Source organism: Candidatus Manganitrophaceae bacterium (assembly GCA_012960925.1).
Taxonomy (GTDB): Bacteria; Nitrospirota; Nitrospiria; order SBBL01; family JAADHI01; genus DUAG01.
In genome coordinates this window covers 1-13,425 of record DUAG01000059.1, presented here as the reverse complement: position 1 = coordinate 13,425, position 13,425 = coordinate 1, and the positions used below count along the sequence as shown (strand labels likewise).

12 protein-coding genes, 1 tRNA gene and 1 pseudogene are annotated in these 13,425 nt (G+C 51.4%); 5 read left to right on the top strand and 9 right to left on the bottom strand.

The window, feature by feature from the left end; all coding sequences use genetic code 11:
• Positions 1 to 200: 200 nt before the first annotated feature.
• Positions 201 to 277 (bottom strand) — tRNA-Met (locus EYQ01_09600).
• Positions 278 to 355: 78 nt separating this feature from the next.
• On the opposite strand from EYQ01_09600, the gene EYQ01_09595 reads away from it, so the two are divergent.
• The 4 genes from EYQ01_09595 (at position 356) to EYQ01_09580 (ending at position 4,981) form a co-directional block, all read left to right on the top strand.
• The gene (locus tag EYQ01_09595) at positions 356 to 1,726 is read left to right on the top strand and encodes a glucose-6-phosphate isomerase (protein ID HIE66039.1); all 1,371 of its coding nucleotides are present in this window, start codon (positions 356 to 358) and stop codon (positions 1,724 to 1,726) included.
• A 137-nt stretch (positions 1,727 to 1,863) separates the two neighbouring features.
• Positions 1,864 to 2,499 carry a peroxiredoxin gene (locus EYQ01_09590; protein ID HIE66038.1) on the top strand — a complete coding sequence of 212 codons (636 nt, stop codon included), beginning with the start codon at positions 1,864 to 1,866 and terminating at the stop codon, positions 2,497 to 2,499.
• 307 nt (positions 2,500 to 2,806) lie between these two features.
• Positions 2,807 to 3,217 carry a hypothetical protein gene (locus EYQ01_09585; GenBank protein ID HIE66037.1) on the top strand — a complete coding sequence of 137 codons (411 nt, stop codon included), beginning with the start codon at positions 2,807 to 2,809 and terminating at the stop codon, positions 3,215 to 3,217.
• 21 nt (positions 3,218 to 3,238) lie between these two features.
• Positions 3,239 to 4,981, top strand: coding sequence for an ABC transporter ATP-binding protein (locus EYQ01_09580; protein HIE66036.1), 1,743 nt, complete (start codon positions 3,239 to 3,241; stop codon positions 4,979 to 4,981).
• A 9-nt stretch (positions 4,982 to 4,990) separates the two neighbouring features.
• Here EYQ01_09580 and EYQ01_09575 read toward each other — a convergent pair whose 3' ends face one another.
• The 7 genes from EYQ01_09575 to EYQ01_09545 all read right to left on the bottom strand — a co-directional run bounded on the left by EYQ01_09575 (position 4,991) and on the right by EYQ01_09545 (position 11,077).
• The gene (locus tag EYQ01_09575) at positions 4,991 to 5,446 is read right to left on the bottom strand and encodes a CBS domain-containing protein (protein HIE66035.1); all 456 of its coding nucleotides are present in this window, start codon (positions 5,444 to 5,446) and stop codon (positions 4,991 to 4,993) included.
• Between the two features lie 45 nt (positions 5,447 to 5,491).
• Positions 5,492 to 5,863, bottom strand: coding sequence for a hypothetical protein (locus EYQ01_09570; GenBank protein ID HIE66034.1), 372 nt, complete (start codon positions 5,861 to 5,863; stop codon positions 5,492 to 5,494).
• 61 nt (positions 5,864 to 5,924) lie between these two features.
• Positions 5,925 to 7,022: an ATP-dependent Clp protease ATP-binding subunit ClpX gene (gene clpX / locus EYQ01_09565; GenBank protein HIE66033.1), complete on the bottom strand. Its 1,098-nt coding sequence runs from the start codon at positions 7,020 to 7,022 to the stop codon at positions 5,925 to 5,927.
• 47 nt (positions 7,023 to 7,069) lie between these two features.
• On the bottom strand, positions 7,070 to 8,029 hold the full coding sequence (locus EYQ01_09560; GenBank protein HIE66032.1) for a sensor domain-containing diguanylate cyclase: 960 nt from the start codon (positions 8,027 to 8,029) through the stop codon (positions 7,070 to 7,072).
• A 65-nt stretch (positions 8,030 to 8,094) separates the two neighbouring features.
• Positions 8,095 to 8,694, bottom strand: a complete 600-nt coding sequence (locus tag EYQ01_09555) for a YbaK/EbsC family protein (protein HIE66031.1) — start codon at positions 8,692 to 8,694, stop codon at positions 8,095 to 8,097.
• Between the two features lie 355 nt (positions 8,695 to 9,049).
• Positions 9,050 to 9,898 (bottom strand): squalene/phytoene synthase family protein, encoded by an 849-nt coding sequence (locus EYQ01_09550; protein HIE66030.1) that lies wholly within the window; start codon positions 9,896 to 9,898, stop codon positions 9,050 to 9,052.
• Positions 9,899 to 11,077: an NAD(P)/FAD-dependent oxidoreductase gene (locus EYQ01_09545; protein ID HIE66029.1), complete on the bottom strand. Its 1,179-nt coding sequence runs from the start codon at positions 11,075 to 11,077 to the stop codon at positions 9,899 to 9,901.
• Positions 11,078 to 11,215: 138 nt separating this feature from the next.
• Between EYQ01_09545 and EYQ01_09540 the strand changes: the two genes are divergently transcribed.
• Positions 11,216 to 12,796, top strand: coding sequence for an FAD-dependent thymidylate synthase (locus tag EYQ01_09540; GenBank protein ID HIE66028.1), 1,581 nt, complete (start codon positions 11,216 to 11,218; stop codon positions 12,794 to 12,796).
• A gap of 99 nt (positions 12,797 to 12,895) precedes the next feature.
• On the opposite strand, the pseudogene EYQ01_09535 reads toward EYQ01_09540, so the two are convergent.
• Positions 12,896 to 13,009: pseudogene (locus EYQ01_09535) on the bottom strand (integron integrase).
• Positions 13,010 to 13,425: the final 416 nt, after the last annotated feature.

The window sequence follows — 13,425 nt, the reverse complement described above, 5'->3', positions numbered from 1 at the left end:
TCTGATTATGGCCTGTTTGCTTAAGGATATAAATCTGGTATCGTTCTCCTTGGGTAAGCTGCGTGTAGCGCATTTGTCATATGCTATAATCTTGCGTGTTTCTTTAATCCCCTTTAACCTAGAAAGCCATCCTGGGGCGAAATAGGGGCGAAAAACGAAAAAAGGGTTAAGACCGAGTAGTCCTAACCCTTTGATATAACTGGTTGCGGGGAGAGGATTTGAACCTCTGACCTTCGGGTTATGAGCCCGACGAGCTACCAAACTGCTCCACCCCGCAGAAGCACCCTAACAAAAGAGCACAGGGGAAGTCAAGAACAGAAGACCTGGGGGCGATCAGTATAGACTCATCAACTAGATGATATCCGGAGGAGAAATGAAGAATGAGGTTGTTCCACCTTTGAAATGGGATTTTTCAAATATGTCTGCCGAGCAGCTCGGGACGTCAGATGGCATAGACGAGGCGACGCGATCTCACGCCCTGCAATTACTTGAAGAGACCCGGAAGGACTTCGAAGAAGATCGTAATAAAAAGAGCCTTCCTTTTTTAGACCTCCCCTACCAATCGACTGAAAAGATCAAGGCCCTTGCGGCAAGCATTCGAGGCCGGTTTGACAACTTCGTCCTTCTGGGAATTGGAGGCTCAGCACTCGGCCCGATCGCGCTCCATCAGGCACTCCACTCTCCCTGCAATAATATGCTTTCCCAGGATCAACGCAAAGGGCCCAGGATGTTTTTTATTGATAATGTCGATCCATCAGAGGTCGCCCCTCTCCTTAAGCTTCTTGATCCGGTTCGTACCGCCGTCAATGTCATCACGAAATCAGGCGAAACGCTTGAGACGATGGCACTATTTCTTCTTTTTAAGGAATGGATCACCAACCATGTCGGGAGCCGAGCGGGGAAGAATCACTTTATCGCAACGACCGATCCAGGCAAAGGGACCTTGCGGGAGATTGCTCAGAAGGAAGGATATGCCACGCTCGACATCCCAGAGGCGATTGGAGGCCGTTACTCCGTACTGACCTCGGTCGGCCTCTTTCCCGCCGCGGTCTCCGGCATCGATATCGATGCCCTCTTAAAGGGAGCTGCCGACCTTGACAAGACATTCCAAAACCTGCCTGCGGCGGAAAACGGGGCAATCTGGGGCGCCTATCTTCACTATTGGTCCTATACGCGGCGGAACAAGAATGTCCTGGTCACGATGCCCTATGCAAGTGGATTAACCGGGATGGCCCAATGGTTCGGTCAGCTTTGGGCCGAAAGCCTTGGAAAAGAAAGGGATCTAAGTGGCAGGAAAATTTCATGCGGCCAAACGCCCGTCGTCGCCGTCGGGGCAACGGATCAGCACTCACAACTGCAACTCTACATGGAAGGCCCGATGGATAAAACGATTCAATTTATTTCAGTTGAAACGCTCAAGGAAGATCTGTCTCTTCCCTCCATCGAATCAGCAGGCGAAATCACATCGCTGGACGGTCACTCTCTCGGAGGGCTTCTCCAAATTGAGCAACGGGCGATTGAAACCGCCCTGACAGAAGCGGGCCGTCCCAACTGCAGGATCACCCTTCCTTCTCTCAATGCGCACGCCATCGGCGCCCTGTTTTACTTTTTTGAGGTTCAAACCGCCTATGCCGGAAGGTTTTATCAGGTCAATCCCTTTGATCAACCGGGGGTCGAGACGGGGAAAAAAATCATTAAAAAGCTGCTGCAAGAAAAGTGTCTTTAAAACGACACCCATTGAACCCGGGGGGAAAAAATCTTGAGCCAACCAAACGAAAGAGACTATACTGAAAGTGTAATCGTTAACGGGCTTGCGGCTCTCAGATGAGGGACCGCACCCAACAACAATGAAAGGAGATGGACATGGCACTGCGTTTAGGCGATGAAGCCCCCGATTTTTCGGCAGAGACAACGATGGGTAAGATCAATTTTCATGAGTGGTTGGGAAACGGCTGGGGAATCCTTTTTTCTCACCCGAAGGATTACACCCCGGTCTGTACCACCGAACTCGGAACGGTCGCGAAGATTAAACCCCAATTTGACAAACGTAACCTTAAAATTATTGCCGTGAGCGTCGATACACTGGACTCCCACAACGGGTGGATCAAGGACATCAACGAAACCCAGAACACGGTGATGAACTTTCCGATTATCGCGGACCCGGAAAAGAAAGTTGCAAATCTGTACGACATGATTCACCCTAATGCCTTGGACAACATGACCGTCCGATCCGTGTTTGTTATCGGACCCGACAAAAAAATAAAGCTCACCCTCACTTACCCCGCGGCAACCGGTCGTAACTTTGAAGAAATCCTGCGCGTGGTTGATTCCCTTCAGTTGACGGCGAACCACCAGGTAGCCACACCGGCAAACTGGAAGGACGGCGAAGACTGCATTATCGTTCCCGCCGTCACGGATGATCAAATTCCCGCAAAGTTTCCAAAAGGGCACACCGTGATCAAGCCTTACCTGCGATACACCCCGCAGCCAAACAAGTAAGGGAAAGAGAAAGAGCTTCTGCCGGGCACCGCCATTCAGGGGTGCCCGGTCATCGGTTTGTCCCACTCTTTTCCAGCCCGATATCGGCACGCTGAATGCGGCACAACCCAAGATCAGCGATTGGATCTTGGATTAAACCGTCAAGTCGTCTGGAGGACAAGGCCAGAGGCCATCGGCGGTTCCTAATTCCACAATCTCGGAATTAGGGCATAAAACGGCGCTTGTTTTTTCAGAAAGACCCCGCTATTATGGACACCCACTTTTGATAGAAAGAAAAATTGCGATGCAAGGACAGGTAGGCATTTATATGGAACAATCCCCCTCTGAAGAAACCGGGTCAAAAATAACAGATGAGAAAGATCTGGCTGCACTTTGGGCCATCGGCATCCTCATTTCACTCATCCTCTCTCTGGCAGGATATTTCTGGAACCCACCCCGTTACGAGGCACGGCAGAGCACGAGTGTTGATGCAACGGAGGCCCGTGTCGAAAACAGTCAAAACAAGCTGGTCACCGATGCCCTGAACAGCGGGCAGATTGAGTACGACCCGTCTATGGATAAACTGATTAAGCTTCGCTTCGCCCCGATTCGACATACGCTTGATCTGGTCAAGCTTCTCTTATTTCCCACCGTGCCAATCATTATCATCGTACTCCTTGTTCGAAGATCAATCTCGTTTGCAAAGGCGAAGAAATCAAAAAAAGAAACCAACCATTGACACTCTCGTCCTCCAGATAAGATGCAAAAAGAGAGAACACCCCAGCGCATCATTGGCTATGGACGTCCTTATTGGAGAAGGATGTTGTTTGCAACCGTCCTTCTTCTTCTCTCCTCATCCATCAGCCTGAGTCTTCCCTGGATTGTGCGTGGCCCGATTGACCTGATCCTCTCGGGCCGTGAAATCCCATCGCCGATGTCGTTTTTTGCACTCTTCTCCCTCTTCCTCCTGCAAGCCATATTTTCATTTAGTCATAACTACATCTCAGGCGCAGTCGGACAGCAGGTCCTGGCCGACCTGCGTGTGGCGCTCTTTTCCCACCTTCAAAGCCTTTCCCTCCCATTCTTCTCACAGCGCCGGACAGGTGAACTCCTCTCCCGTCTGACCAACGACCTCGGCGTTGTCCAGACCCTGGCGACAGAACTTCCTGTGAACCTGATCCGACAGGCGCTGATCCTCATCGGAGGGCTTACGATTATCCTCTATATGAATTGGCGGCTCACCTTCCTCTCCCTCATCCTCATTCCCATCGTGGTTGTTGCCGCCCGGTTCATGGGGAAAAAGCTCCGAAATTTATCGACATCGGTTCATGATCAGATGGCCGCCACAACCAACTTGATGGAGGAAATGATTTCCGGGATTCGTACGATCAAGTCGTTTGGCCGGGAGGATTACGAGAAGGCGCGGTTTTCAGCCCAGGTAGAAAAGGCGCTCAGCCTGATGCTGCTTAGACTTGGCATCTCTTCCGCCTTTGGACCGATGATGGTCTTTCTCGGCTTCAGTGCGGCCAGCGGACTGCTCTGGTATGGTGCCAGGGAGATTCTTCTCGGCAAGATCTCACCAGGAGATGTGATTGCCTTTGTGATGTACGCTATGATCATTACCGGTCCGATCGGAAGCTTTGCCCGACTCTTTACGCAACTCCAGGAAGGACTCGGGGCAAGCAGGCGTGTCTTCGAACTTCTCGACACGCCTCCACAAATCGCAGATGCACCCGGAGCTCATCCGCTCCCGCCGATCAAGGGCCACATCAGGTTCTCTGATATCTCATTCCACTATATTCCCGGCCAGCCGGTGCTCAGGAATATCAACCTGTGTGTACAGCCGGGAGAAAAGGTGGCCCTCGTTGGCCCAAGCGGCGCGGGGAAGAGTACCCTGATCCACCTCCTGCACCGTTTTTATGACCCCAGTTCCGGAACAATAGAGGTCGATGGGCACGCGCTCAGAGAGGTTCAGCTCAAGAGCTACTATGACCAGATTGCTTATGTCCCCCAGGAAGTCATTCTTTTTGTTGGAACGCTCCGGGAGAATATCCTCTACGGAAAACTCGATGCGGACGAAGAGGCTCTCCTCGCGGCCTCAAAGGCCGCCCACGCACACAACTTCATCATGGACTTTTCAAAAGGATATGAGACGGTGGTGGGAGAAAAGGGGCTGACCCTTTCGGGAGGAGAACGCCAGCGAATCGCAATTGCCCGGGCCTTCCTGAAAAATCCCCGGCTGCTTATCCTGGACGAAGCGACCGCTTTTCTGGATACGGAGTCAGAGCGCTTCATCAAAGATGCGCTTGAACGACTTATGGCCGGAAAGACAACCTTTATTATCGCCCACCGCCTAACAACGATCCGGAATGCCGACCGGATCGTTGTTTTCGACAAAGGCATCCTTGTGGAAGAGGGGACACATGACAAGCTCATGCACCTGAACGGCCTCTATCACCGCCTCATCACGCTGAAAACCAAATCCGTCCTTCCCTCAAGCTAAAACAATCTTCTACATCCACCAAGGGAGGTCGCCGGTCTTTGTTTTAATGTAGCCATGGAGGAGATCCCGGCGCGCAACGACACCGATCACCTTCCCCGCATCATCAACCACGGGAACCCGGGTGAGGTGATTTTCTTCCAGGATCTTCATCAAGGCATCAGAAGAAAGTTCATCCCGAATAGAAATCGGCTGAGGGGTCATGATCTCTTTCACGGTGACCTTCTCGAGGTCCTTCCCCGCACGAAGCGCCTTTAAGAGATCAAATTCGCTGACAATCCCGACAAGGTACCAGCCCTCATCCACAACGGGCATGCTTCCAAACTGCCCTGCCGTAATTGCAATTGCGACCCGATCCGCCATTGATCCCTGAAAACAGGTGATGACCTGAGATTCCATGAACTGTCCCGCCACCAACTCGCCAAATCCTGTCCCTTTTCCCGTAAGATAATCAACCCTTCTCGACATAATGACCCTCCCTTTGTGGTGTGTTTGATTCGTGCTTCTTTTCTCCTACGCATTCTGATTCACCTTATCAAGAAGGTTTAAGTAGAACTCAATTACCTTTAAATTCTCAGGATCTACGGTCAGTGACAGTTCGATGTGGCGGAGGGCCTCCTCCGGTTTCTTCATCGCGACCAAGGCAAGGGCACAGTTATAATGGGCTTCCCAAAAAAGCTCGTCAATTTCTGCCGACGCGACGAAACGGGTTAAGGCCTCAGAAAACCTTCCTTTTTTAAACAGACGAACCCCCTCATTATTGAGTTGGGCAACTGATTCAGAGACTCCATCCTCTGCCGCCACCATAAGCGGTTGCATATCACTTACGAGTCCGGCCACAAAGAGCGTCGATACGATCAGGATACCCAAAACCCATTTTTTCATTCGGCTCACCTCTCTCCATAATTCCCTGCCCAGTCACTGCCGGTTCAGATTCGACGGATACTTACACCGCTTCCTCCCGTTTTTCTTCTTCCAGATGGGGAGCGAGAATCCTCTCCACATCTTTTCCATCAAGTTCATACTCTTTTTTCATAGAATCCATCGGCAATTCGTACATCAAATCGAGAAGGATCTCTTCGAGAATCGACCGTAGCCCACGGGCCCCCGTTCCAAGGGCAATGGCCTCTCGTGCAATCGCATAGAGCGCATCCGGCTTAAACCGAAGTGCAATCCCTTCTAGGGAAAAGAGTCTTTCGTATTGCCTCGTAAGGGCATTCTTTGGTTCCTTTAAGATGCGGACCAGATCCTCCTCATCGAGACTCTCCAGTCTCGAGATGATCGGAAGACGACCGACAAACTCAGGAATCATCCCAAACTTGAGGAGATCCTCAGGAAGGATACGATGGGTCAATCTTTTACGCTGCACGACGCCACTCCCGAAACCAATGGTCTTATTCTCCATCCGCTGGGAAACAATTGAATCTATCCCTTCGAAGGCGCCGCCGCATATAAACAGGATTTGACTCGTATCAATCGGGATCATCTTTTCATGCGGATGCTTTCTCCCGCCATGAGGCGGAACATTAACGATCATACCCTCAATCATCTTCAAGAGCGCCTGCTGGACCCCTTCTCCGGACACATCACGCGTCAGAGAAGGCGACTCGCTCTTCCGACCGATTTTGTCGATCTCATCGATATAGATAATGCCACGTTCGCACTGTTCAATCTTTCCATCGGATGCCTGAAATAGATGGAGAACGACGTTTTCGACATCTTCCCCGACATAACCGGCCTGAGTCAGCGTTGTGGCATCCGAAATCGAAAGCGGAACCCCCACGATCCGGGCAAGGGTCTCGGCAAGCAGGGTCTTCCCCGTACCGGTCGGACCGATGAGGAGTACATTCCCTTTGCGCATCCTTGGGAAGGCATCATCCACAGGGGTAAAAACCCGTTTGTAATGGTTATAAACAGCCACCGAGAGGACCTTTTTTGCCCGCTCCTGGCCAATAATATATTCGTCCAAAAAAGCCTTGATGTCCGGCGGCCTTGGAAGGCGCCGCCTGTCTTCCAATCTTTCTTGTCCCCGAGGTTCAAGCATCTTCTCCCTCCCTTCACCCTATTCAGCCGATAGCAGTACGCCCACGCCTATCTTCCTCCCGACTCACGCAGGAGAGGATAACGGCTGATTGATCTCGAAATCCCATCCCAACAAACACGGTTTCTTCCCAGCGCCTTTGCCCGGTAAAGTGCTGCATCTACACATCGGACAAGTTCTTCCGCGCTCGGCGCATCCCAAGGGAAACTTGCAACTCCCAGACTGATGGTTAAATTCCCAGCGGGCTGGTCTTCCTGGAAGGGGAAGCGTTCTTTTTGAATCATTCGCCTCATTCGCACGGCCGCCTTGGCCGCAATCCTTGATTCTGTCTCCGGAAGAAGGATCATAAACTCCTCACCCCCATATCGGGCAACAAGGTTAGTTTCCCGTGTATAGGTCTTCAGGAGAGAGGCGATCCGCTCCAGGATATTATTCCCCCGAAGGTGACCATGATGATCGTTGTAAGATTTAAAATGATCAATATCGATCATAACAAGGGAAACCGGATGCAGATAGCGCTCCGCCCGCTTTACCTCAAGATCAAGCTGCCTTTTGAAATATCGATAATTGTACAGCCCGGTGAGACCGTCCGTGATGGCCTCCTTTTTTAGGGCCCGCTCCTCCGCCTTTTTGTGAGTCATGTCTTTCAGGATGCAGAGAACATAGTTCTCTCCTGCTTCACTTTTGAGCCCCTTATGGCTGCAGGCCACTGAAATTTCCCGTCCGTCCTTCGTCTGAAACATGACCTCCCGAGTGTCAACCAAGCCCTCTTCCTTCAATACCTCGAGCCCTGGACAGGTGGCGGGACAGATCTCCTCGCCACTTTCCCTTCGGCATTGAAAAAGCACCATACAGGTCTTCTTCCCGACGACCTCTTCCTCTTTCCAACCCGTCAACTCCTCCATTGCCGGATTAAAGGCTCGAATGACCAGGCCCTCATCGCTCAGCAAAATGCCATCCGGGCTACTTTGAAAGATTGATCTGCAGGCAGATAAAATATCGTTCTCCATCCCTTGTTCCTTTACCTCTTGAATGCCGCACCACCCAAGCACAAACCTCGAGAAATCCCGGTCTTCTAGAACCCGCTGACCTTTCTAAAAGGCTCCACAACAAAACGATCCACCGTCGGACGCACCAATGCGATAAAATCCTGATACCTCAACTCAATCACATGTCGGTGGGACCCCGCCTGAAAGAAGATGACAGGACCCCTCGCAAGAGATTCGTCCACATATACCGATAGACCATATAAGCCTCCGAAAGGGGGCATCGCCCCTGGATCACAATCGGGAAAGAGCCCCGCCAGCTCCGACTCGTTCGTAATGGTGACACGGTCCACCCCCACCACCATCGCGAAACGGTACAGGTCAAGCTGCTTGTGTGATGGGAGTACTGCCATGGCATAATGTGAATCTGTTCGAACAATCACAACCTTTGCCACCTTTCGACCTGAGGCATGGATCGACTGCGCGATCTCCGGAGAAGTATATGCCTCCTCGTGCGGAATCACACGATAAGGGATCTTTTCCCCTTCCAGGAGAGACTTCAGGCGATCCAGAATCTCCGGCCCTTCTCTCTTCGTTTTTTCATCCCCCCGGCCTTGCGTCTCCCACCATTTTTTAACCCCGCTGATTGTTTTTTTTCTCATAAGACGCCTCCCTTCCGACTGCCGCATTCACATGCCCCAAGCGCATACCCCTTTCCTATACCAGTAGCAAAGAAGATGCCAGCTCATTTTGGCAGACCGCATTGTATTTTTTAACTATTTTCAGTCTGTTAGAAATGAAAGGGGCATGAGGTGCGTGGAGATATTCCACACTCTGTGGGGAAAAGGGCCTTAAGGAAACTGGTTAAGTCTGGGTTGAGTTTTTCAGGAGATCTTATATTCCGATTCAAGGCACGAATCGCAGAGGATGGTTCTCGCGAAGCCATAGCCCGCTGTTGTCAAGATTTGCAACACAGAAGGGGGACATTTTAGTCCTGAAAAAGCGAGTCATGGCTTATTCAGAGGTCCCCATTATGGCGGGTTTTTACCTACCCTTCAATAAGGCACTAATTACCACCCGCCCTCTTGCACTCCAGGAAAGGCGGATCTCGCGGTCGAGTACGTCATAAGGTCTTGCTTCGATCCGATCGATTAACACAACATAGACATCCCGCATCAGAGAAAGCGCAAGACGGGCATCCTTGTCAATGAGAGGAATCAGTTTCGCGGCCTGATCAAAATAGCCTCTGACCCGGCGGCACTGAAAATCCATCAACCTCAAAAAAGCCTTATTCTTCACCCGGTTAATCAGTTCTGCCTCTGAATACCCGGCCTCTTTGATCTCGTCCAGGGGGAGGTATATTCTATCCCGATCAAGATCTTCCCCGACATCCCGGACAATGTTGGTCAACTGCAAGGCGGTGGACAGCGCGCCGCCATAGGCCATCCCTTGAGGATCCCGGCAACCAAAGACCGGCAGAGTGAGATCCCGGATCGTTGAGGCAACACGGTCACAATAAACCATCAGCTCTTCAAAGGTCTGATATCTGTTTAAACGGAGGTCCATACGACATCCCTCGATCAGGCCCAAAAACCCCTCTTTCGGAATAGGATAGCGCTGGATCGCGTCTGCCAGGGCGATGGTAATGGGATGGGTCGGCTTCTGCGCATAACAGCCATCCAGTTCTACTTCCCAGCGTTTTAGGAGAACTTCAAGGGGCTCCTGTTGTTGTTCATCAACGATGTCGTCGGCATAACGGCAGAAGGCATAGACCGCATAGACCGCCTCGCGTTTCTCCCTGGGAAGGAAGCGGAACCCGACTGAGAAGTGCGGCCCGCATTGATGGGTCAGTTTTTTGCAATAATGGTATGCTTCTGCAATCGTGTGGCTCATTTATTCAAAGTCCTGGTCAGAACCCTGCACAGGGTTCTGTTTAACCGGTCCTAACCGGGGGTGGGAAGCTACCTGCATTTTATTGCGGCACCAATGATCCGGAAGGGAATGGAAACAAGGCTCTTTTTTCCGCCAGGCCCACTTAATAAGGGGAAGCATGAGGCGTTTCCACGGACGTTGTGCGTACCATCGACTAAGGTAGTCCTGAACATCTCCCCGGCCAGCACGCCTTATAAATTCAGACAGGCCTCGATTTCCTCCCAACTCATATAAGAAGCGGTTAATCAGGCTCATCTCCTGCGCCGTGCCGACTTCCTGCCGCCAGAGGTGATCATAATCCCTTTTTTGGATAATACTTTCGGCTGCCGCAAACCCGGTCGTCAGGGCATAACGAATCCCCAGGCCAAAAAGATAATCCTGAAATCCACCGGCCTCTCCAATGAAGAGACGGCGCTCAATCCTTGCAGAGGCCTTCAGGCTGAAATTCATAAAGGAATATCCTGTCTTTTCCTGGTCAATGGAGAAAGAAGAAATGCTCTGGAAGTGCCTAAGGGCCTTGTCGAAATAATCATTGATATGATCAAAGTCCTGTGTAATGGCACAGCCGAGCGTGGCGCGACCCTCAAGGACAAAAAGGTAGCTGTAGGCCCCCGGAGAGATCTTCATATCAAAGAGAACCCAGACCGTGTCCGGGAGGGTTGTGGTAAAGGTGATCTGTTTCGCCAACCCGTCCGGGGAGGACGGTCCGCTTGCAACAATATCGGCCTCTTCAGGCTTGATTCGAGTCTTGTAGTGGAGGGTCGCCCCCGCCGCAAGGGCCTGGTCTCGAAGTCCCCGATCGAGCGTATCCCCTTTCGTGCCCCGACGGATGAAGTAGCCGAAGGGTCGGCGGCTTTTGACTTCCTGGGGACGGAGGCGATAATCATAAAAGAGCCCTTGACTCACAGGCTGGATAAAAAAATTGCTTGAAAGGCCGATTCGCTTGAGCATCTGCAGGACATCTTCGTCCGTACTCATATTTTCAATGACCTGGAAGTCACCAATAAAACGCCCCCCGACCTCCTCTCGCGCTTCAAAGACCTCGACAGCAAAACCTGCCTTCGCCAGGCAGATCGCAGCGGTCAGACCGGAAGGCCCCGCACCGGCGATCTTAATAGGCGATTCGGGTTTCTTTGGCATCCGGTTCTCTCTCACAAGCGGGTTTTTGGCTCCATTAATAGGGGAAAAGAGGGGTGTGCTGGATCGTGACAAACAAGTTTGGAGTTGTCGCGGGACGAAGTATAGCATATAATATCGACGGTTAAACAGGAGCAGGCCTTGGGAGCAGACATAGAAACCACCACGAAGACAAAGGAGGAAGAGCGCTTTCTCTCGCCGGAACCGGAGGTGGTTCTGGAGAAGGCCTTCCTCAATCCATTTAAAAACTTTGTCGCCACCGCGAAGACCTGCTATTCGAGCCGGGGGATTATTCGGGATGAAGAGATTACCGGCGGCTACGTCCCCCTCGCACAAAGCATTTATCAGGCGGGGCACCACACGACCCTTCAGCATGCCCATTTCCAATTCACACTCTCCAATGTCTCTCGACAGTTTATCTGGTCCTTTCTCCATGCCCATCCCTTTTATAACTCAGAACAGGTCAGTCAGCGCTACGTTACCGTCAAGGCGGAGAGTTTTGCGGTCCCCCCTCTTTCGGGTGCGGCCCATGATCTCTATCTGGAAGGGATTCGCGAGCAGATGACGGCCTATCAGCGCTTAAACGAGATGCTCCATCCCCTGGTTGATGCGGAGTATGCGCGGATTTTCCCCCGAAAACGCAGAAACTTCGCAAGAGACGTCAAGAAAAAATCTCAGGAGATCGCCCGTTACGTTGCTCCGATTTCTGCCTTTGCCTACCTCTATCACACCATCTCCGGCATTACGCTCCTACGTTATTACCGCCTCTGCCAGCAGTATGACACCCCTCTGGAACAACGCATTGTCGTCGAAAAAATGGTGCAGGCCCTCATTGCCTTTGATCCGGAATACAAAATAATCCTGCAATCCCCTCTTCCCATCGAAACAACACCGGAACATCAATTCTTCGAATCCCATCCCGAGTCGAAATCCCCTGAGTGGACAGAGACCTTCCTCTCGGAATTTGACGCCTCTTTAGAGGGACGCGTCTCCCGGCTGATCGACTACAAGGTCAATCAGGAGGCGGTCCTGGCCCAGTCTGTCCGGGAGATCCTGGGTGTTCCACGCGCCGCGCTGGACGACGACGACGCCATACGGCTCGTCCTCGATCCGGGGAAGAACCGGCTCCTCGGGGAATCGCTGAACCTTACAACCGTCACCAAGTTAAGCCGGGCCCTCTTTCACCCCGCCTACACCTTCCGGAAAAAACTCTCGCACACGGCCGACTCCCAAGACCAGCGCCATCGGATGACACCCGGCTCCCGACCTGTCCTCTCCGCACAAATTACGGACCGCCCCGACTACATCACCCCCGAACTCATCAAAAGCGATCCCAAAATCGAACGCGATTACGATGAAACGATGGCACGAAGCTGGGACCGTTTCAGCCGGCTGAAACGCCTTGGCGTCCCGGTCGAGTATGCCCTCTATCTCCTTCCAAACGCCCTCAGCATTCGATTCACCGAATCGGCCGATCTCTTGAATCTGCACCACAAGCATGCCATGCGGCTCTGTTACAACGCGCAAGAGGAGATCTGGCGAGCCTCTCTGGATGAGGCCTTGCAGATCAAGGAGGTCAACCCCCTGATCGGAAGTTATCTCCTCCCCCCCTGCACCCTGAGAGATATGGCGAAGCTCCGACCCGTCTGTCCCGAAGGAGAACGCTACTGCGGGGTCAAGGTCTGGAAGATCACGCCTCCCGAATACACCCGCTTGATTTAGAAATATCGAAGAGATTTGAAGTTTAAGGCGTTATATTTTCTGGGATCTGATTGCAGAATAAAGGCGTGGTCCTATTTTTATGAGGTAGCGGAAGATCTATTGGCAGTATGGCTGTTCGGTGCGGTAGGTATAGTGATGGTAACAGCAACCCTTCCCCACTTGATCCATTAGCTTGAGAGATGGATTGGGGCAAAACTTTTGTCTATTTTCCATGTTTTGCTCTGTAGCTCATAATCGATTGGAAATGCAATTATTCTCCATGGTTAGTAGGTAGATATCACAATAAGCGGAATATTTTCCATCTATAGCCGTCAATATCATGGAAACTTTTCCACTTATTACACTGTTGTACTCAGCCTCAAGGAGGGTTTTAATTTAATGAACTCGTTCTCATTTACATGCATCGTTGGAAATCATGCCATTCATTCACATTAAATCTTTACCTCTACAGAAAACCATTGATGCCCCTTACATCATTAAGGCCATTACTAAGGATTTCGCAGAAAAGACAAAGATCAAACTTAATCACATTCATACGGTAATCCCCCCATTAATAATGGTTCACAGAAGTAGAGCCTGTGTTGCCAGCGTCAATTTTTGATAGGGTGTAATTCCTCCAATCGCCATAT